General features: G+C 69.0%; 14 protein-coding genes and 1 pseudogene. 9 read left to right on the top strand and 6 right to left on the bottom strand.

Annotated elements, in window-relative coordinates:
- Nucleotides 1-146 precede the first annotated feature (146 nt).
- Nucleotides 147-2,795, top strand: a complete 2,649-nt coding sequence (locus tag F4554_RS19590) for an AMP-binding protein (protein WP_179788914.1) — start codon at nt 147-149, stop codon at nt 2,793-2,795.
- A gap of 10 nt (nt 2,796-2,805) precedes the next feature.
- On the opposite strand, the gene F4554_RS19585 is transcribed toward F4554_RS19590, so the two are convergent.
- The 4 genes and pseudogenes from F4554_RS19585 to F4554_RS19570 form a co-directional block, all read right to left on the bottom strand.
- Nucleotides 2,806-6,510 (bottom strand): heparinase II/III domain-containing protein, encoded by a 3,705-nt coding sequence (locus tag F4554_RS19585; protein ID WP_179788913.1) that lies wholly within the window; start codon nt 6,508-6,510, stop codon nt 2,806-2,808.
- 145 nt (nt 6,511-6,655) lie between these two features.
- Nucleotides 6,656-7,271, bottom strand: a pseudogene (locus F4554_RS19580) (mycothiol transferase).
- A 78-nt stretch (nt 7,272-7,349) separates the two neighbouring features.
- Complete coding sequence (locus tag F4554_RS19575) at nt 7,350-8,309, bottom strand: phosphotransferase enzyme family protein (RefSeq protein ID WP_179788912.1); 960 nt, start codon at nt 8,307-8,309, stop codon at nt 7,350-7,352.
- Between the two features lie 284 nt (nt 8,310-8,593).
- Complete coding sequence (locus tag F4554_RS19570) at nt 8,594-10,009, bottom strand: protein kinase domain-containing protein (RefSeq protein ID WP_179788911.1); 1,416 nt, start codon at nt 10,007-10,009, stop codon at nt 8,594-8,596.
- A gap of 212 nt (nt 10,010-10,221) precedes the next feature.
- Between F4554_RS19570 and F4554_RS19565 the strand changes: the two genes are divergently transcribed.
- The 6 genes from F4554_RS19565 to F4554_RS32360 are packed head-to-tail and all read left to right on the top strand — an operon-like array spanning nt 10,222 to nt 14,697.
- Entirely contained in the window at nt 10,222-11,040 is an 819-nt protein-coding gene (locus F4554_RS19565) for a hypothetical protein (RefSeq protein WP_179788910.1), read from the top strand.
- Nucleotides 11,041-11,058: 18 nt separating this feature from the next.
- A complete protein-coding gene (locus tag F4554_RS19560) occupies nt 11,059-11,820 on the top strand; it encodes a class F sortase (RefSeq protein WP_179788909.1) in 762 nt (253 codons plus the stop codon).
- Nucleotides 11,821-11,838: 18 nt separating this feature from the next.
- Nucleotides 11,839-12,339, top strand: a complete 501-nt coding sequence (locus tag F4554_RS19555) for a hypothetical protein (RefSeq protein ID WP_179788908.1) — start codon at nt 11,839-11,841, stop codon at nt 12,337-12,339.
- Between the two features lie 10 nt (nt 12,340-12,349).
- On the top strand, nt 12,350-12,958 hold the full coding sequence (sigK, locus tag F4554_RS19550; RefSeq protein WP_202889373.1) for an ECF RNA polymerase sigma factor SigK: 609 nt from the start codon (nt 12,350-12,352) through the stop codon (nt 12,956-12,958).
- Nucleotides 12,955-13,671, top strand: coding sequence for an anti-sigma factor (locus tag F4554_RS19545; protein WP_179788907.1), 717 nt, complete (start codon nt 12,955-12,957; stop codon nt 13,669-13,671). The genes sigK and F4554_RS19545 overlap by 4 nt, the downstream gene beginning before the upstream one ends.
- 9 nt (nt 13,672-13,680) lie before the next feature.
- Entirely contained in the window at nt 13,681-14,697 is a 1,017-nt protein-coding gene (locus F4554_RS32360) for an alpha/beta hydrolase family protein (protein ID WP_179788906.1), read from the top strand.
- On the opposite strand, the gene F4554_RS19535 is transcribed toward F4554_RS32360, so the two are convergent.
- On the bottom strand, nt 14,679-15,809 hold the full coding sequence (locus tag F4554_RS19535) for a TerC family protein (RefSeq protein ID WP_238341356.1): 1,131 nt from the start codon (nt 15,807-15,809) through the stop codon (nt 14,679-14,681). The two genes, F4554_RS32360 and F4554_RS19535, sit on opposite strands and share 19 nt — an antisense overlap.
- Before the next feature lie 421 nt (nt 15,810-16,230).
- Here F4554_RS19535 and F4554_RS19530 point away from each other — a divergent pair, with 421 nt between their 5' ends.
- Together F4554_RS19530 and F4554_RS19525 are read left to right on the top strand one after the other, a co-directional pair.
- Complete coding sequence (locus F4554_RS19530; protein WP_179788905.1) at nt 16,231-17,118, top strand: zinc metalloprotease; 888 nt, start codon at nt 16,231-16,233, stop codon at nt 17,116-17,118.
- Between the two features lie 61 nt (nt 17,119-17,179).
- A complete protein-coding gene (locus tag F4554_RS19525) occupies nt 17,180-17,494 on the top strand; it encodes a cytidine/deoxycytidylate deaminase family protein (protein ID WP_179788904.1) in 315 nt (104 codons plus the stop codon).
- 43 nt (nt 17,495-17,537) lie between these two features.
- Here F4554_RS19525 and F4554_RS19520 read toward each other — a convergent pair whose 3' ends face one another.
- Nucleotides 17,538-18,599, bottom strand: a complete 1,062-nt coding sequence (locus F4554_RS19520) for a Gfo/Idh/MocA family oxidoreductase (protein ID WP_202889372.1) — start codon at nt 18,597-18,599, stop codon at nt 17,538-17,540.
- Nucleotides 18,600-18,702 lie beyond the last annotated feature (103 nt).

Raw genomic sequence — 18,702 nt, 5'->3', positions numbered from 1 at the left:
CCGGTCACGGGTAGGTGGTCTCGACTCCAGTGGCAAGCCCAGGAAAGGCTAACCTGGCTGAAGCGAGGTTAGCCGAGCCCACCCGAGGTGGCCGCACTCGGCCCCGGGATTTGATTTAGGGTTGGCTTACCTATTTACTACCTCGCGTGACCGCGAGCGCCGTACCTCTGGCCCCGTCACCGACGCTGCCCTGGGTTTCCCGGCTCGCGGGCCACGGGACTCGCCCGGCGCTGCACACCTCGGGCGCCACCGAGGGCACTGCCGAGGGCACCGTCACATACGCGGACCTCGCCCGCCGGGTCGACGATCTCGCCGAGCGCCTCGACGGCCCGCGACGTCTCGTGCAGGTCGAGGGACGTTCCACGGTGGACACCGTTGCCGGCTACCTCGCGGCTCAGGCCGCCGGTCACGTCGTCCTGCTGGTCGCGCCCGGCGACCCCGCCGCCCGGCTGCGTGAGGCCTACCGCCCCGACGTCGTGCTGGACCCGGCCGGCGGGGTCGAGATCGTCCGGCAGCGGTCCGCTCACGAGTTGCACCCCGACCTCGCGCTCCTGCTCAGCACGAGCGGGTCCACGGGGTCGGCCAAGCTCGTACGCCTGTCCGCCGACAACCTGGCCGCCAACGCCGCGCAGATCACCTCTGCTCTCGCCGTACGCCCCGACGACTGCGCGGCGCTCACCCTGCCGATCACGTACTGTTACGGCCTGTCGGTCCTGCACACCCACCTCGCCGTGGGCGCGAGCCTGCTGCTCACCGACCTGTCCGTCGTCGACGACTGCTTCTGGCAGCTCTTCCGTGCGGCCGGGGCCACGACCTTCCCCGGCGTTCCGCACACGTTCGAACTCCTCGAGCGCAGCGGCTTCGCCGATCGGGACCTGCCGGGGCTGCGGTACGTCACCCAGGCCGGTGGCCGGATGGAGCCCGAGCGCGTCCGGCGGTTCGCCCAGCTCGGGCGAGAGCGCGGCTGGGATCTCTTCGTCATGTACGGCCAGTCCGAGGCGACCGCGCGGATGACCTGCCTTCCGCCCGACCTCGCCGCCGAGCACCCCGACACCGTCGGCCTCCCCGTACCGGGCGCGACGGTCGGCGTGGTGGACGGCGAGATCGTCTTCCGCGGGCCCAACGTCATGCTCGGCTACGCGGAGGAGCCCGCCGACCTCGCACGCGGCCGTACCGTCGACGAACTGCGTACCGGCGACCTCGGGGAGCTGACCGGCGAGGGGCTCGTCCGCGTCCTCGGCCGGCGCGCGCGCTTCGTCAAGGTGCTCGGGCACCGCATCGACCTCGACGCCCTCGAAAGCCGCCTCCGCTCGGAGGGCCACGACGTACGTACCACCGGACGTGACGGCCTGGTCGTCGTCGCGTGCGACGTCGCCGCGGCACCTGCCCGAGAGTCGCTGCGGCGCACGGCGATCCGTGCGAGCGGCGTACCCCGTGAGTCCCTGCGGGTCGTCCTCGTCGGGGACCAGCCGCTGCTCGCGTCGGGCAAGCCCGACTACCCGGCCCTCCTCGCGCTGGCCTGCCCGGCCCCGGCAGGTGAGGCCTCCGCGCTCTCCGAGGGGACGGACGGGCGCGCGGTGGCCAATCTCTACGGCCGGCTGCTCCAGCGGGACGTCGGGGACGAGGCGACCTTCGTCTCCCTGGGAGGCGACTCGCTCTCCTACGTGGAGGTGTCGATCCGGCTCGAAGAACTGCTCGGACACCTCCCGCCGAACTGGCACGTGACTCCCGTGCGCGACCTGGAGCTGCTGCGGCCGGCGGACAGGGGCCGGCGGCGCGGACCGGCCGGCCTCGCCGCGCGCACGACGTGGCGTACAAGGTGGCGTACGACGAGGCGTACGACGTGGCGCACGATGGAGACCAGTGTCTGGCTGCGCGCCCTGGCGATCGTCCTCATCGTCGGCACCCACGCCGACGTCTTCTCGCTCCAGGGCACGGCCAACGCCCTGCTCGTCATCGCCGGGTACCAGGTCGCGCGCTTCCAACTGGCCGACCCGGGACGTCGGGCCCGGGCTCGCCGAGTCGTCGGCGCGGCGGTACGCATCGCCGTGCCCAGCCTCGTCGTCATCGTCGGCGCGCACCTGCTCGGTGGCTACTACGAGACGCGCAACCTCTTCCTGGCCAACTGGATCTTCGGGGAACAGCACCTCGGTCCGCCGTGGCGGTTCTGGTTCGTCGAGGCGATGATCGTCGCGCTTGTCGTGGTCGCCGCCGTCAACGCCTCAAGCCGGGTCGCCGACCTGGACCGGCGCCACCCCTTCGGCCTGCCGCTCGCGCTGACCGTCGCCGCGTTCGTGCTCTTCCGGCTGCCGATTCTGCCGCTGCCGATTCCCCGCATGCAGGGCTCGGCACCGGTCGTGCTGTACCTCTTCCTCCTCGGCTGGGCCCTGGCGCGGGTGGCGACGCCGGCCCAGAAGCGCCTCATGACCGTGCTCGTGATCGCGATGATCGGCACCTTCTCCTTCAACCCGGCGCGGGACGGCCTCACGATCGCGTTCGTTCTGCTCATGCTCTGGCGGCCGGTGACCCGGGTGCCGGCCGTTCTGGTCCCGATCGTCCAGGTGCTCGCGGCAGCCTCGCTGTACATCTACGTCATTCACTGGCAGGCACTCGAACTGCTGTGGGGACACCCGGCCGCGGCGTTCGCCGGCTCCCTCGCGTTGGGGCTCGCCTACTGGTGGGTCTGGACGCGCCTCGTCGCGGCGGCCTGGGGCGGCATCGAGCAGCGGAGCTCGTCGCTGATGTCGCCGCGGGTTCCTCGAAGGTGGTCGCGGGCGCACCGACCCGCCAACTGAAGGTTGACAGTCACGACTGCCACTCGCGGGTGAACGGAATGCCGATCTTGGCGCCGGCAGCCACGTCGTAGCGGAAGCCCTTGCCGAAGTCGTCCGGGTCGGCGTACCCCCGGATCGTGGTGATGTCGCCGATGTCGAGCACCATCGTGGTGTCGTCGGTGAACCGCGCACCGTGGATGCGGTAGACGGCGTTGCGCGCGTTGGTGTCGGCGGTGGCCCGCGGGTTGACGGCGAAACTGGACGAGTTCGACTCCGGTCGCCAGGCGGGGGAGGACGTGTCCTCGAAGTCGGCGTTCTCGATGGTGGTTCCCGTGATCGCCACGTCGTCGAACATCGCGGCGACACCGAAGTTGCTGACCGCCTTCTTGCTGAGCAGGCGCAACGTGAGTACGGCAGTGCTCTTGCCGGCCAGCTGCCCGGTGACGTCGGCGGTGAGTTCTCGCCACTGGCCAGCACCGGCGACGTCCTGCTCGGCCACGACGGCGCCGTCGATCAGCACCTGCAGGAAGAGGTAGCCGACGGTGCCTCCCGCGAAGTCGTCGTTCACCCTGACCGACAGCTGATGTGAGGCCGCCTGGTCCACGGTGATCTGCTGGCTCAGTGCCCCGAAGTCTCCCGCCGTGGACCGGGTCCTGGACGGGTACGCGATCCTTGCGTACGTGGACTGGGGCACAGTGACGTAGGCGTAGCTGCCGTCGAGCTTCACGTTGGCCGGGACTCCCGCGTCGAGCTTGACGGTGAGCTGGTTGCTGACCGACAGGTCGCGGGTGAAGTCCCGCAGCGTGCCGGTTGCGGCGGCCGGGCCCTGCATCTGTGGTAGCGGTCCCAGGAAGCTCGCACCGTGCGTCCACGCGTACTCCGGCGCACCGCCGCGGGTGGAGTAGACCCCGAACGAACCGCGGAACCCGAGCTGCTGACGGTTGCCGAGATCGACCTTCACCATCACGTCGGTCCGCAGCGAGTTGACGATGTGGTCGACGCGGCCGTTGGCCAGTTCGACGCGTACCGCGGCCACCTCGTGCGGGGCGATCGTGCCGTCGAGGGCCCGCACCGGCAGTGCCGAGACCGATCGCACCACCCGGCGGTCGACGTACGGCTCGACGAGCGAGACGAACTGGCTGGCGAGTTGCTGTCCCGCAGGTGCTTGCCGATGGGCGAGGAGGTAGCGCAGCTTCGGCGGGTTGCCCGGCTTGTTGCGGGGCGGCGTCCCGTCGCAGATCGCCACGTCGTCCACGTCGGACAGCATGGTGAGCCGCAGGTGGAGGTCCGGGTCGGGGTCGTGCACGCCCCAGGTGTCCTTGACCTTCCAGTCCACGCTGAACGCCCCGGTGGGGTTGGTGTCGCGGGACACGTTGTCCAGCCAGTCGAAGCCGCTGGCGTTGCTGCGGTAGGGCGCGTCGTCGGACGGCATCGGTACGTTCGGGCCGGCGTAGGTGCCGGTGGGCTGGTCGACGAGGCTGAGCCCGTCGGTCGTCACGGGGCCTTCCGCTGCATGGAAGGAGAAGTGGTGGTCGGTGCCGCCGACGACGCGGAAGACGTCCACCGCGTAGAAGTCGGTGTCGTCGACCTTCACCATCGCCGAGAGCCGGCGGTAGGTGCTGGTCTGGGTGTACGCCGCCGGCGCCGAGGTGTCGCACACCTGGACGCGGTCACCGGCCGAGAAGCCGCGTGGCGTGCCCACCCACTGCTCGGCCTGCGGCCGTTTGTCGACCACCACCGTGTTGTGGGCGACGGTGTTCTGGTTCCATTCCTGCGTACGGATGCTGGCGTCGGCGAACTCCGGGTAGCCGAGGTCGGGCAACAGGTCCACGCCGAAGCCGTGCATGCCGAGGTTGAGCGCGTCGAGGTGTCCGTGCCCGAAGGTGCGGCCGTAGTAGACCCATAGGTCGCGTGCCTTCTGTGCGGTCCCGTCGCGCAGCATGGCGATGCCGTAACCGGTGAGGTTCTCACTCGGCGGCTGCCACGTGCCCTGGTTGGCGATGACGTCGCGGATCCGTTGCTGGACACCGGGGACGTCCGGGCTGAAGAGGCTGCCGTAGAGGTTGTCGGTGCTGTTGCCGTTCATCAGGTACGCCATCTGGGCGTACTCCGGCAGGCCGAACTTCTCGAAGAAGTAGAAGAACTCGTTGGGGGAGCCGAACAGGCCGGGCATGCCGGTCGAGCCGGTGTCGCCGATCTGCGGGACGTAGGCGCCCAGCATCACCAGCGGATGCATGCCCTGGAACATCTTCCGGAACTTCGGGTGCTCGTACAGATCCGCCGCGGGATAGCCGGCGTACCCGTCGAGGACGTCGGCGATGCCACGCATGTGGCCGATCCACAGCCGGTTGTATCCCGGCGATGCCTCGTTGCCCATGCCGTCGCGGTCCACGACGTCCACGAGGGTGCGGTAGACGTCGCCGCCCGACACGCGGTACTCGGGCGGGGGACCCAGGCTGCCCGTCCTGAAGACGAAGTCGATCCACTCCTTCGTCTCCGACGGCGAGTCGAGTACGACGCCTGCGAGCGTCACCGACCGCTGGTGCATGCCGAAGTTGCCGCGGATCTTGCCGGCCTGGACGTTCGGGTAGACCTGCCGCAGGATGCCGTTCTCGATGTTCACGCGGATCGCGGCCGCGGAGTCCTTCGGTGCAAGGCCGTACTGCCTGGCCTTGTCCGACAGGAAGGGCACCACGTCGGCCTCGTCGGTGTTCGCGATCGCCGGGAAGAACGCGTCGTAGGCGTCGCAGATCATCTGGGAGAGCCCGGTCTCCCAGATGCAGCCGACCACCTTTCCCCGGCCGCTCAGGCCGTCGGAGTGAAGGTAGCCGTCGGACCGCTTGTACGGGGTGGTGTCCATCGAGGGGTACACGTCGGCGACCCGGTCGAGCAGGATCAGCCCGGCGTGGGCGTACTTGACGTCGCCGGTGGTGAGGAACGCGTCGCGCAGCGCGGGCAGTCCGTTGTAGATGGAGGCCGCGTCGGCATAGAGCGCGGTCGCGCTGTACCAGACCAGCCAGTGGTTGTAGTACGGGACGAACGTCCACTTGGCACCGTGCTCGTCGACCCAGCCGAAGCCGTCGTCGACACCCCAGGTCGGGCCTTTCTCCGGGTACAACTCGTTGACGAGCAGGCTGCGGTCGGCCCGAGCACGGTCGAAGTTGCCGTGCTCGTCCAGACCGCTCGCGTAGAACGCGCCGAAGTCGTTGGTCGGGTAGATCCGCGGCTGCCCGGAATTCTCCGGCACCGACGGGTCGATCAGCTTCCACGGCTGCTTGATCGGGTCGGCGATCCACGGGTAGTTGCCGAACCGGTAGATGTCCTTGCCGGTGATGGGGGAGCCAAGGTCCTGGTTCACGGCGTAGCTGCGGGGCACACCCTGGCCGGTGACCAGCTTCCAGAGCCAGTCGTCGCCCTTGGCGAGAAGGGGATCGGCTTTCGCGACGGCGGCGGCACGAGCCTGTCTCGCCCAGTCGTACTGCTCGACGTTGCGGCGGGCCGCCGCCACCATCCCGTCGGTGTAGACCGTCGGCTTGGTCTTGGTCGGTACGTCGGCCAGAGCGGCCGTCGGCGCCACCATCGGGGCGGTCGCGGGCGTGGCCGCGGCGGCCAGGTTCGGGACGAGGGGAGGCAGCGTCGCAGCCGAGCCGAGCAGCATGCCGTAGCGCAGGACGTCGCGGCGGCTGGGCCGGAGACCAGCTCGCGAAGGGGGCACAGGTTCGCCGAAACCGCTCATGGAAGCACCTCGGGTTCTGTCGCGTCTTGGAGCCCGAAGATAGACATGGACGAGGTTTCGGGCAAGACCTAAAGTCCCGCCTTGGCCGCACCGGGCCATCGGCGAACGCACCCGCGGGTGGTCAGAACGTACCGGCATCCACGCCTTACTGCGCCGGCTGTGCTTGGTCCTGGGCTGCTCGGGCAGCGGCGTCGACGCTGGCGACGTAGCCCTGCCACCAGTTGTCGTCGGATGCGTGGATCCCGGTGTCGCCCGGAGCGTGACCGGTCGCTCCGTCGATGAGCTCGCGCACGATGTCCGCGTGACCGGCATGACGTGCGGTGTCGAGGATCAGCCCGGTGATCCGGTCTCGCAGGGACTTCGTCTGACCACCGGGGTACGGTTCAGCGCCCATGGCGTCGAGGTCGAGTTCGTTGATGGTGCGGTCGGAGTTGGCAGACCTGGCGGTACAGGCCGACGATGTAGTCGGTGGACTCGTGGGATCTGACCCACATGTCCCCGTTCTCGAGATAGCTGCCGTCCTCCACCCACGGGAGCCGTACGTCGGGCGTTCTGCCGAAGGTCTCGCCCAGGTAGTTGTACTCCACGCCGATGAGATGCTTGACGAGTCCGAGCAGGTTCGTGCCCGAACGTGTCAACGGTCGCCGTCGATCGACTTCGCCGAGGCCGTCGAGCTTCCACAGCAGTGCCTGCCGCGCGGTCTCCAGATGTGCGTGCAGGGTCTCCTTCTCGTCTGTGGTGCCCGACGCTGGACGAACCATCTCGGCGTTCCCTCCCTCTGGACTCCTGGCCGGCTCATCCCAGCAGGAGCGGTCCTGCCGGTCAACTGAACGGAAGACTCATCGTGAGGTAGGCGCGTCGGCCAGGTGGTCGTATCGCGTGGTGATCCATCGAATGGCTCGCAGGTTTCGTTGGTAACCGGAGGGGTCAGGTACCCAGCCGTTGAGGCACCAGCCGGCGCCGCCGACCAGGGTCGTGAGCAACAGCGGTACGACGGCGGCTTGTTCGTGTTCGGTCAACGGGTGGATCGAGTGGTAGCCGGCGACGTAGTGCCGAAGGACGGCTGCCATGGCATCGGGGTCGCCGTCGGTGACCTGGTCCCGGAGGCGACTGGCGAGGTACAGGCTGAGGTCACGGACCCGCGGGCCGTACGGCAGGTGGTCGAGGTCGATGTATCCGGTGACCTCGCCGTCGTGGACGAGGATGTTGCCGACGTTGCAGTCGCCGTGGGTGAGCTGGGTGGGCAGGTCGGTGAGCGCGGCCCAGAGCTGGTCTCGCAGGGGATCGATCAGGTCACGCAGCTCCGCCGGCAGCTTGGCGTAGTCGTCGCCGAAGGTGTCCGGCGCGGGGTCGTCGGTGAACGACGTCACCTGCCATGGGCACTCGGCGAGCATCCGGTCCAGCCGGCCGATGCCACGCCCGATCGTGTACGCAAGCCCCGGAGACTCGTTCCGTGCAAGGTCGTTGGGGAGCAGGGGCATGAGCGCGTACGCGTGGGGGCCGGTGGGCTGCTTCTCGTGCGGATCGGTGCGGAGGTTGTCGGCGTTGTGGGCGATCAGCCCGTCGTCGGTGACGACAGGTGCTGCCACGGGCAGCCCGCCCGCCTGCAGGTGACACAGCACGCGGTACTCCTCGACCGGGCCGACTCCGGGTGGCCATTCCGGCAGATGTTTGAGCACCCACTCCCGGCCGTCCTCGCCGGTGACCTTCCAGATCTGGTTGCTGACCCTGTCCATCGGCTCGACCCGAGCGGAACCGACGACGCTCTTCCAGGCCTGCAGGGCCGCGAATTCGTCCATGCCGGGCACGCTAGGGGCCTCCAGTCCGTACTCGCACGACTGTTCCGTCGGCCGGATCCGGTCAGGTACATGTGCTGCCATGGCCCGGAACCGCTGTGCATCCCTTGCACAGTGAGCACCTCCGCACCGGGACCGATGGTGTGGACGGCGCAGTTGATCGCGGCTTCGCTCGGTGCACACGAGGCAGCCTGCGTGAGCTACCCGTGTGTGTAAAACACCGCGGGCAGAGTTCGTCAACCGTACGTCCCTCATCAGTCGCTCTCGGACGCACCGCGCCGTCGACGTCAGGCGATGATGATGACCACCTTCGAGCCGGGCTTGGCCGAACGACCGGCGGCAGGGGACTGGCGGACGACGATGTTCCCGCCGACGTAGGGCCGGTTCTTGCGGACCTCGACCTCGAAACCGGCGTCGGAGAGGGTCATCCTGGCCTCGTCGGTCCCGAGCCTTCGCACGTCCGGTACGGCTGCCGTCCCGGGTTCGGTAGCGGCGCGGGTGGGTTCTGGCGGGGCGATCGCCGCCGGTGGCCCGGCCGTCCTCGCCGGCTCGGTCGGCTCGGTCGTCTCGAGCCGGTTCGATTCGTTCTGCGGGGTGCCGACCGCCTCCGGCACGTTCGCGACTGGCCCGGCCCCGGAGAGCCTCCAGACGACGGCCGCGGTCACCGCCGCCACCGCGACCGCCACTGCCAGGAGGGCGAGTGCCACGCCGAGACGGCGGTGGCGTGCGGGCCCGCCTGTCCCGGCTCGTCGTGGTGCCGGGTCCATCGCGTCGACCCGGGCCGCGTCGACCCGGGCCGCGTCGCGGACATCCTCCGACCAGGCCATCGAACTCCGCACGTACGTCACCTGGTCGAGCAGCACCTGGGCGTCGGCGGGGCGGAACTCTCGGTCGCGGTTCGTCGCCCATCCGACGAGCGTGTCCAGCTCGGCGGGGAGGGACGGCACCGTCCAGGACGGCAGGGGAACGTCCTGGTGCGCATGGCTGTAGGCGATCTGAACCGTCGAGCCGTCCTGGAACGGCCTTGCTCCGGTGAGCATCTCGTACAGCATGATCCCGACCGCGTAGACGTCTGCACGCGCGTCCACGGTGCCGACGATGATCTGCTCGGGCGCGAGGTAGTAGGCGGTCCCCACGTGGATGCCCCTGGAGTCCGCGCTCGACGCGGACGCCGACCGGGCCAGGCCGAAGTCGGCGACCTTGACCGTACCGTCCGTGCAGATCAACACGTTGGCGGGCTTCACGTCCCGGTGCACCAGCCCGACCTCGTGCGCGGCCGCCAGCCCCCGCAGCACCTGTTCGGTCAGCGCCAGCGCGTGGTCCGGCTCCATCGGGGCGCCGTCGGCGAGCAGGTCCCGCAGAGTAGGACCGTCGACGAACTCCATCGTCAGGTAGGGACGGCCGGCCCACTGCGCGCAGTCGTGGACGGTCACCACGTTCGGATGGGACAAGCTCGCGACGGCCCGTGCTTCCCGCCGGAAACGGCGAACGAACGCGGGGTCACCGGGCGGACCGCAGGCGGGCACCTTCAGCGCCACCGTGCGATGCAGCCAGGTGTCGTACGCCCGGTAGACGAGCGCCATCCCACCGCTACCGATCCGCGACCCCACCCGGTAACGACCCGCGAACAGCCGACCGGGATCCGGGTCCGCCGCCGAAGCGACGTACCGGCCACCGTCTGGATCTCCCCCGACATCTGCCATCAGTCACCTTCTCGCCGACCGCCGGCGCCCTGCTGCGGCGTCGCTGCCGCCGGCGGACATGTCGTATTCGTCGGCGAGGGCCGTCCGGATTGCTGGGCGGCTGGACCAAACCACATCGCGGACGGTTCCGAAGTACGTGGCGAGCGGGTCGTACCCGCTACCCGGTGAAAAGGACGGCCGGGCCGAAGTACGACAGACAGTTAGGACCCCAGATGCGATCCACCACCAAGGTGCTTGCGACGGTGCCGGCGGCGTTGACGTTGGCGTTGTTCGGCGCTTCCGCGGCTTCGGCTGCCTCGCTGCACGAGCACTCGTCGGACCGGACGTTCCACATGAAGCTGACCGACACGATGGGCAACAAGAGTGGTTCGAAGGCCGAGGCGACGATCTGGCTGAAGGGTGATGCCCTGACAGTGGACATCGACGGCACCGGGTTCACCCCGAACTCACCGCACGCCCAGCACTTCCACGGTTCGTTCACCGACAACAAGAACTTCACCTGCCCGACGCACAGCGCGGACAAGAACGGCGACGGGCAGGTCGACGTCGAAGAGGGCCTGCCGATGTACGGCGACGTGATCCTGTCGCTGACCACGAAGGGCGACACCAGCCCCAAGAGTGGGCTGGCGGTGGACCGGATGCCGATGGCCGACGCTCAGGGCAACCTGCACTACAAGCGGACCATCCAGCTGCCGGCCGGTGCCGGTGAGAAGCTGAGGAACCTGCACATCGTCCAGCACGGGCTCGACGCCAACGGCAACGGAAAGTACGACATGCAGGCGCTCGGGGAGTCCACGTTCGCCAAGTCCCTGGGCGTGAGCGGGATCCCGGAGGAGGCCACCAACCCGGCCACCTGCGGCACCGTGTCCGGTGCGGCCGCGGGGGCGATGCCCACCGGCGGGGTGGAGACCGGGAACGGGTCCACCCAGGGGCCGGAGGCTCTGGGCGCGATCGGTCTGGGTGTGGCCGCGCTGGCCGGCGCTGGTGGGGCGCTGGCCTATCGTCGCCGCGTGGCAGCCACCACCCGCTGAGGCGTGGGTCGGACACCGATGGTTGAACGGCGACAGGCAGGCGGCGGCCAGCGCCGGGGGGCGCTGGCCGTCGCCGTCGTTCTCGCGCTGGTGGGTGTGGCCCTGCTGGGGTACGCCTGGTGGAGGCAGGAACCGGCACCGCCGGCGCCCGCGCGTGCGGCTGGCATCCACGAGCCGGCACCAACCCGCACAGCGCAACCGACCCACGAGGCGGGGCCGAGCCACAGGTCGGGACCGAGCCGCAAGGCGGGGCAGCCGCCGAGTACGCGAGCGCGCTCGGGTGACAGCTACGAGCGTCCCACCGGGCCGATCTTGGACGCCTCGGCGCCGGTCCGGATCAACATCCCCGCCCTGCACGTCAGCAGCGCGATCATCCGGCTCGGGCTGAACAGCGACGGAACCATGCAGGTACCGCCCGGGCCCGGCAAGGCCGGGTGGTACGTACACGGCCCCACACCAGGTGAGCTCGGGCCCGCCGTCATCGCGGCGCACGTCACCTGGAACCGCAGACCGGACGTCTTCTTCAAGCTGGGCGCGGCGAAACCCGGTGACAAGGTGAAGGTGTCCCGCCGCGACGGCAGCACCGCGGTCTTCGAGATCACCAGGGTCGCGCAGTACGCCAAGAAGGACTTCCCCACCCAGGCCGTCTACGGAACCACCGACCATGCCGCCCTACGGCTGATCACCTGCGGGGGAGTCTTCGACGGGGAGAACAACCGCTACCTCGACAACGTCGTCGCGTACGCCAAACTCCTGCCCGGTCCATCCATCCACCACTGACGTCGTGGAAGTGTCAGCATGATCAACACATCGTCTGCGCACCGTGCGGCCCGTGCCCAAGGCACCGCCCTCGTACCCTTCCGCACGGCGTTGCGGTGGCCCGCGGCGCTGGGGCTCGTCACAACGGCCGTGGTGCACGTGCCCCTCGTCGGTCCTCACCTGGAAGAAGCCCCCTACGTCGGTTGCCTGTTCATCGCACTCGCCGCCGCATGTCTGGTCCTGGCCGGCGGCCTGGTGCTGCGCGACAACCTGCTGATCTGGGCGATGGCTGGATTCACCTGCCTCCTGGCTGTTGCCGCGTACCTACTGTCGCGAACCGTGGGTCTTCCTCAGATCGGGGACGACATCGGTGACTGGGCGGACCCGTTGGGAATCACCGCGCTGGCTGCCGAATCCCTCACTGTGCTACTGGCCGCCACCGCCGTCCTTCGAACCCTCACTCGACCCCGCACCGTCGGCGACGGACCTCGCGTCACGTCAGCTCGAGTGCCGGTCGACGAGTCGTCAAGTGCGGTTTGACGGTCGGGGGATGGACAGGATGTCGGAGCGGGCGGGGCGGCTTGGTGCGGCGGAGGGTCCACCGGACTCCCTGGAGGACCTTCTGGTGCGTGCGGGCCACGGTGACGAACGGGCCTTCGAACAACTGTACGGAAACCTCGTACCCCAGGTGTTCGGCCTGGTCCTCAGGATCGTGCGGGATCCGGCGCAGGCTGAGGAGGTCACACAGGAGGTGTTCGTGGAAGTGTGGCGAACCGCCACCCGGTTCGATCCGACTCGGGGCTCCGCCACGGCCTACGCGGTGACGATGGCGCATCGGCGTGCGGTGGACCGGGTGCGCTCGGCGCAGCGGGCCACGGAGCGGGAGCGTGCCTCGGCGATCTCGGAGCAGACGCCGCCCTTCGACGTGGTGTCGGACCAGGTGGAGGTGCGGCTGGAACGCGAGCAGGTCCGCCGGTGCCTGGGATCGCTGACGCAGCTTCAGCGCGAGGCGGTGGATCTGGCCTACTACGCCGGTTACACCTATCGGGAGGTCGCCGAGATTCTGGGTGCGAACGTGGCCACCGTCAAGACGCGGATGCGCGACGGACTGATCAGACTGCGGGACTGCCTCGGTGTCACGAGCGGAGCAGCGCGATGAACGCCATCGATGTGCACACCCTGGTTGGTGCCTACGCACTGGACGCCGTACCCGCCGACGAATGGGAGACCTTCGAGGCACACCTGCGGAAGTGCCGTGCCTGCCGGTCCGAGCTCGACGAGTTCCGGGAGACTGCCGTCCGGCTCGCCCACGCGGTTGCGACTCCTCCTCCGGCGCGAATCAGGGAACGGGTGATCGAGCAGGTGGGCCGGACCCGCCAGCTCGCACCGGTCGTTTCCCGAATGCCGTCTCACCGCGGCCGGATGGGGCGCCGGCTGGTCGCCGCCGCCGCGGCTCTGGTGCTGGTCGTCGCCGCCGGGGTCACCGGCGTTCAGATTTACCAACTGCAGCGCGGCGCGGCCCAGCGAGAACAGCTGACGTCCATCGTCGCGGCGCCGGACGCGCGTAGCATCCACGGCACCGTCTCAGGCGGCGGGCGTGTCACGCTGGTGTTCTCCCGCCGCCAGGCCGAGACCCTGGTCATCGTCGACCAGCTTCCGCCGCTGCCGAAGGGACGTACGTACCAGATGTGGCTGTTGGACAACGGGACGGCGCGGTCGGCCGGCATCCTCGACGTCCCAAGTCTCACCCAACTCTCCCGAGTCGTCAAGTTGCCGTTGACAGGCACGGACGGGTTCGGCCTGACCGTCGAACCCCGTGGCGGCTCTCGACAGCCCACCACGCCCGTCATCGCTCGGCTTTCCCTGAGCTGAGTGGAAGACATGAGGCTCCTCCGCGACTGGTCACCGCGGCTCGCCAAGCCCCGGCCGAAGGACGTCGGGCGGCGGGTGGGACGAAGAGATGTGCTCCTCGCGGCCGCGGGTGCAGCGGCCGGGTCCGTTCTCGCAGGCTGCAAACCCGAGCTTGACGCCGGTCGTGGTCGTGGTCGTGCTCCGTCGGCGACTGCGAGTGCGACCGCGACTGCGACTGCGACTGCGACTCGGCATCCGCGGACGCGGCGCTACTCCTACGGTCCGGCGCCGGCGCAGTTCGGCGAGTTGCACCTGCCTGGACAGCGTCGGACCCTCGGCACTGTGGTCCTGTTGCACGGTGGATTCTGGAGTGCTGAGTACGGCCTCGACCTGATGGCAGGTCTTGCCACCGACCTGGTGGGTCGCGGCTGGACGGTGTGGAACCTGGAGTACCGGCGGATCGGCGACGGCGGCGGCTGGCCGGCCACCTTCACCGACGTCGCGGCCGGGATCGACCACCTCCTGGACCTTCCAGCACGTACGGGAGGATCGCCGCGCCGGCCCATCGTGCTGGTCGGACACTCCGCGGGTGGCCACCTCGCGGTCTGGGCCGCGGGCCGGCACCGGTTACCCGCCGGCGCTCCCGGGGCGAGGCCGCGGGTGCGGGTGGACGCGGCGATCTCCCTGGCGGGTGTGCTCGACCTCGAAGCGGCCGCCCGCGAGGGGGTAGGTGGATCGAGTGTCCAGCGGCTGCTCGGCGGGACGCCGACGTCCCAGCCGCGTCGCTACGCGGTGGCGTCACCGACGGAGCGGGTGCCGATCGGGGTGCCGGTCTGCTGCGTGCACGGCCGTGCCGATCTCGTCGTCCCGATCGAGCAGAGCCGGCGCTATGTCCGCGCGGCGACCGCCGCAGGCGACCACGCGACCCTGGTCGAGACCGCGGGGGACCACTTCGCGCTCATCGACCCCAGCTCACCCGCGTGGCGTTCGACGGTCGACCACCTGCCCGGGCTCGGCGCATCCGCGCGTCACCGATCTCCGGACTGAGCGTGCTCCTCCCGTTCGGCTCGCGACGGCCCGGCTTCGCCGGCTACCTCCTGAGCGTTGGCCCTGGCGTCGCGACCTCGAGCCGAGATCTGGCTGGTGAGCGTGGTCACCGCGAGGACGGCGACGATCACGCCGAGAGAGAGCAGGGTCGGGACCTCCGGGACCGACGGCCATTGCAGATGCGCCCAGTGCAAGCCCAGCTTGACACCGATGAAGGCCAGGATCACCGCAAGCCCGTAGTTGAGGTGCACCAACTTGGTCAGTGCCCCCTGGAGTACGAAATACAACGCTCGCAGCCCCAGGAGGGCGAACGCGTTGGTGACGAACACCAGGTAGGGGTCACCGGTGATCCCGTACACCGCGGGCACGGAGTCCACGGCGAACACGATGTCGACCGCCAGCACCGCCACGACGGCCAGTGCCAACGGCGTGAGGGCACGACGGCCGTTCACCCGTCCGAGCATCCGCGGTCCGTCGTACTCCGTGGTGACCGGCACGAAGCGTCGAACCAGGCGCACGCTTCGGAGGGTGTCCACGTCCACGTTGTGGTTCGGGCCGGCCATCGCGTCCTTGAGGATCTTCACCGCCGTGACCACGAGGATGAGGCTGAAGACCAGGAACGTCCAGTCGAAGCGCTCGAGCGCGACCGCACCCAGCGCGATGAAGACCCCCCGAAGAGCGAGCGCGCCGACGATCCCGTACATGAGGACGCGCTGCTGGAGCGCGTGGGGAACGGCGAAGGCCGCCAGCAGGAGCATGAACACGAAGAGGTTGTCGACGCTGAGCGACTTCTCCACGAGGTAGCCGGTCAGGTACTCCACGCCGCGCTCGGAGCCGTGCTGCCACCACACGTAGGCACCGAAGGCCAGCGGGAGGGCGATGTAGAAGGCGGACCAGCGGATCGCCTCGCGCATCGTCACCTCGTGCGGACGCCGCGTGAGAACCAGGTCGAGCGCGATCAGGCCCAGGATCGTTGCGAGTGTGACCAGCCACAGCGTTGGCGTGCAGATGGTGTCGATCGCCTCGGTCGCCGCGGCCGACTCGGTCGCCGCGCCGGCGTGCAGGGACTGTGCGTAGGTCAGGTGCCCGAGCATGGGCGATTCGGTTGACATTGCGGGCACAGAAAAACCTCCATCGGTCAGCTCCGACGAAGGTCTTCCTCAGCTGGCGCGCTCCACGGGCCGGGCGATGAGCCGTATTGACGACACGTGGCGATGGAGGTACTCCCCTTCGGGCGGCAGCCTAACAAGTCATCGACCGGTCGGCCACCGCAACCTCAGTACTGAGTGAGGACCGCCACCCGACGGCACGACCGCTGTCGGCCACGTAGCGGAAGGACATCACGTGGTCGTGCAGTGCCGCGGACGGCTCCGGATTGACACCGATCGATCCGTTCAGTACCCCGTTGGTAGCACCACCTCCCCGGAAGAGACAGGGAATGGGTGACAGATGAGCCCCCACGACGAAACGAACGGCTCGGACACCGGCGCAGCGCCGAACGGGGGCACGCCTACCGTTCGCCGGTGCGCGACCATGGACGTGCACCGGCGCCTCCTCTCGACCAGTCCGGACTACGTGCACGCCCGGGACCTGATCGAGAACGAGACCATGCGCCTGGTCCGTGGCGCCACGGGTCGGGACGGGGTGACCCGCATTCCGGTGGTCGTCCATGTCGTCTGGAACACCGCGGACCAGAACATCGCCGACGATCAGATCACGTCCCAGATCGAGGTGCTGAACCAGGACTTCCGGCGTACGAACGCCGACGTGACCGACACGCCGTCCGCGTTTTCCGCGTTGGCCAGTGACGGCCGGGTCGAGTTCTTCCTGGCCGAGACGGCGCCCGACGGGTCGGCGACCACCGGCATAGAGCGGCGGCAGACGGAGACGCCATCGTTCGGCGACGACGATGCCGTGAAGTCGTTCGGCTCAGGTGGTCTCGATGCCTGGCCGGCTGCCGACTACCTCAACATCTGGGTCTGCCCGCTGGGAGGCGGCCTACTCGGGTACGCGCAGTTCCCCGGCGGCCCGTCGGACACGGACGGCGTCGTGATCCTGCACTCGGGGTTCGGTACGAACGGCACGGCGGCCGCGCCGTTCGACCTCGGGCGTACGACCACCCACGAGGTCGGACACTGGCTCAACCTCAACCACATCTGGGGCGACGACGGCACCGGATGCTTCGGCACCGACAACGTGTCCGACACTCCGAACCAGGGTGGCCCGAACTACGGCAGGCCCGCCTTCCCGCACCTCAGCTGCGACAACGGTCCGGACGGCGACATGTTCATGAACTACATGGACTATGTCGACGACGCGGTCATGGTCATGTTCTCGACCGGGCAGGTGGCTCGCATGCAGGCATGCCTGGACGGGCCACGCAGTTCGATCGGTCAGGAGGTTCCTGTTTCGTCGGGATGACCGTCCGCCGAGGATACTGCTGGGGGAGCAGGCCGCTTCCAGGCGATGAGGAAGGCTTCGGATGATGAGCGCGTCCGATGATCCGTGCTCGGTCCAGGGCAGTTGGACGCACTCGTTCGAGGAGGACGCCTCCGGGATCGAGGTCTACCGGCCGACCGACACCTTCCCCTTTCCTCCGGCGCGAAGAGGTCGTGAACGGCTCACCTTCGACGGCGACCAGGTGATCGTGTCGGTTCCCGGCCCTGACGACCGGACCCGTCCGCGTACGACACTTGGCCAGGTCCGCCCGGGGAGGTTCGGCGAGGCCTCAACCGGTGCCGAGGGGTTCGAGATCGTGGAGGCCGCACCGGACGTCCTCCGGATACGCCGGAGCTGACTCGACGCGGCGTCCGGCGGCCGTGGCGACCAGGGCGTCGGGGTCAGAGGTCGACCACCTGGCCCGTGGCGATCGACTCGTCCGCGGCCATCACGATGCGCAGACTTGTCACGGCGTCGTCCAGCTCGCCGCCGAGGTCGAGATCGTGGTTGATCGCCTCGAGCAGGTGCCGTTGCTCCTTCTCGCACAGCTCGTCGTGATCGGGTTCGTCGGCCATGGCGATGCGTTCGTCACGCAGGTCGTACGTGCCGTCGGGGGACTTCTCGGCGTGGTGCCAGAGGATCTGGTTCGTTCGAGTGTGCGCGTTGATGTCGTCGGAGCGAACGGCCACGTCGCTCGACTCGGCCATCACGATCGACACCGAACCCTTCGGTCCGACGACATCCTTGACGAAGAAGGCGGTCTCGCTCATCATCGGGCCCCAGCCGGCCTCGTACCACCCGACCGAGCCGTCGGCGAAGGTCACCTGCAGCATGCCGTAGTTGTTCAGTGGAACCTCGTCGGTGAGCCGGGCACCGATCGCGTGTACGCGTACCGGCTTGGCATCGGTCATCTGGCACATCACGTCGACGTAGTGCACTCCGCAGTCCACGATCGGGGGGAAGCTGCTCATCAGCCGCTTGTGCCAGTCCCAGGTGTCGCCGTCGGACTGCTGGTTGAGGTTCATCCGGAACACCAGCGGGGTGCCGAGCTGACGCGCGATCTCGACGAACCTGGTCCAGGACGGGTGCCGGCGCAGGATGTATCCGACGACCAGCTTCCGTCCGGTACGCCGCGCGGTGTCGACCACGGCCTGCGCCGACTCCACGGTCTCGGCGAGCGGCTTCTCGACGAAGACGTGCGCCCCGGCCTCCATGGCCTGGATGGCGTAGACGGCGTGGGTGTCGGGGAGCGTGTTGATCGAGACGACGTCCGGACGCAGTTCGGACAGCGCCTCTTCGTAGCTGGTGAACCGCCTCGCGTCCCTGAGCGGCTCGGGCAGGTCCAGGCCGGTCGCGTGCCGGGTGCACACGCCCACCACGTCGTACTCCGGAATGCGGGCATAGGCCAGCGCGTGCGACATGCCCATGTTTCCCAGCCCGACCACCAGAACCCGATGTCTCACGGTCCACCTCGATCCGGTACGCACGTCCTTGCGGTTCGCCGATGGGTGCATGGCTCACTTTGCCGCCGGCTCCGCTGATCGGCAACAGCATGAGGCTGTCGAG

It is taken from the genome of Actinopolymorpha rutila (assembly GCF_013407855.1).
In the GTDB taxonomy this organism is placed as follows: Bacteria; Actinomycetota; Actinomycetes; order Propionibacteriales; family Actinopolymorphaceae; genus Actinopolymorpha; species Actinopolymorpha rutila.
This window is presented reverse-complemented; position numbering and strand designations above follow the sequence as displayed.

Bases quoted from the DNA above. Each gene is read 5' to 3' on its own strand.
- F4554_RS19530 (WP_179788905.1), top strand. From the start codon at position 16,231: ATGGACGTGCACCGGCGCCTCCTCTCGACCAGTCCGGACTACGTGCAC.
- F4554_RS19560 (WP_179788909.1), top strand. From the start codon at position 11,059: ATGGTTGAACGGCGACAGGCAGGCGGCGGCCAGCGCCGGGGGGCGCTG.
- F4554_RS19535 (WP_238341356.1), bottom strand. From the start codon at position 15,809: ATGTCAACCGAATCGCCCATGCTCGGGCACCTGACCTACGCACAGTCC.
- F4554_RS19585 (WP_179788913.1), bottom strand. From the start codon at position 6,510: ATGAGCGGTTTCGGCGAACCTGTGCCCCCTTCGCGAGCTGGTCTCCGG.
- F4554_RS32360 (WP_179788906.1), top strand. From the start codon at position 13,681: ATGAGGCTCCTCCGCGACTGGTCACCGCGGCTCGCCAAGCCCCGGCCG.
- sigK (WP_202889373.1), top strand. From the start codon at position 12,350: ATGGACAGGATGTCGGAGCGGGCGGGGCGGCTTGGTGCGGCGGAGGGT.
- F4554_RS19525 (WP_179788904.1), top strand. From the start codon at position 17,180: ATGATGAGCGCGTCCGATGATCCGTGCTCGGTCCAGGGCAGTTGGACG.
- F4554_RS19570 (WP_179788911.1), bottom strand. From the start codon at position 10,009: ATGGCAGATGTCGGGGGAGATCCAGACGGTGGCCGGTACGTCGCTTCG.
- F4554_RS19575 (WP_179788912.1), bottom strand. From the start codon at position 8,309: ATGGACGAATTCGCGGCCCTGCAGGCCTGGAAGAGCGTCGTCGGTTCC.
- F4554_RS19555 (WP_179788908.1), top strand. From the start codon at position 11,839: ATGATCAACACATCGTCTGCGCACCGTGCGGCCCGTGCCCAAGGCACC.
- F4554_RS19545 (WP_179788907.1), top strand. From the start codon at position 12,955: ATGAACGCCATCGATGTGCACACCCTGGTTGGTGCCTACGCACTGGAC.
- F4554_RS19565 (WP_179788910.1), top strand. From the start codon at position 10,222: ATGCGATCCACCACCAAGGTGCTTGCGACGGTGCCGGCGGCGTTGACG.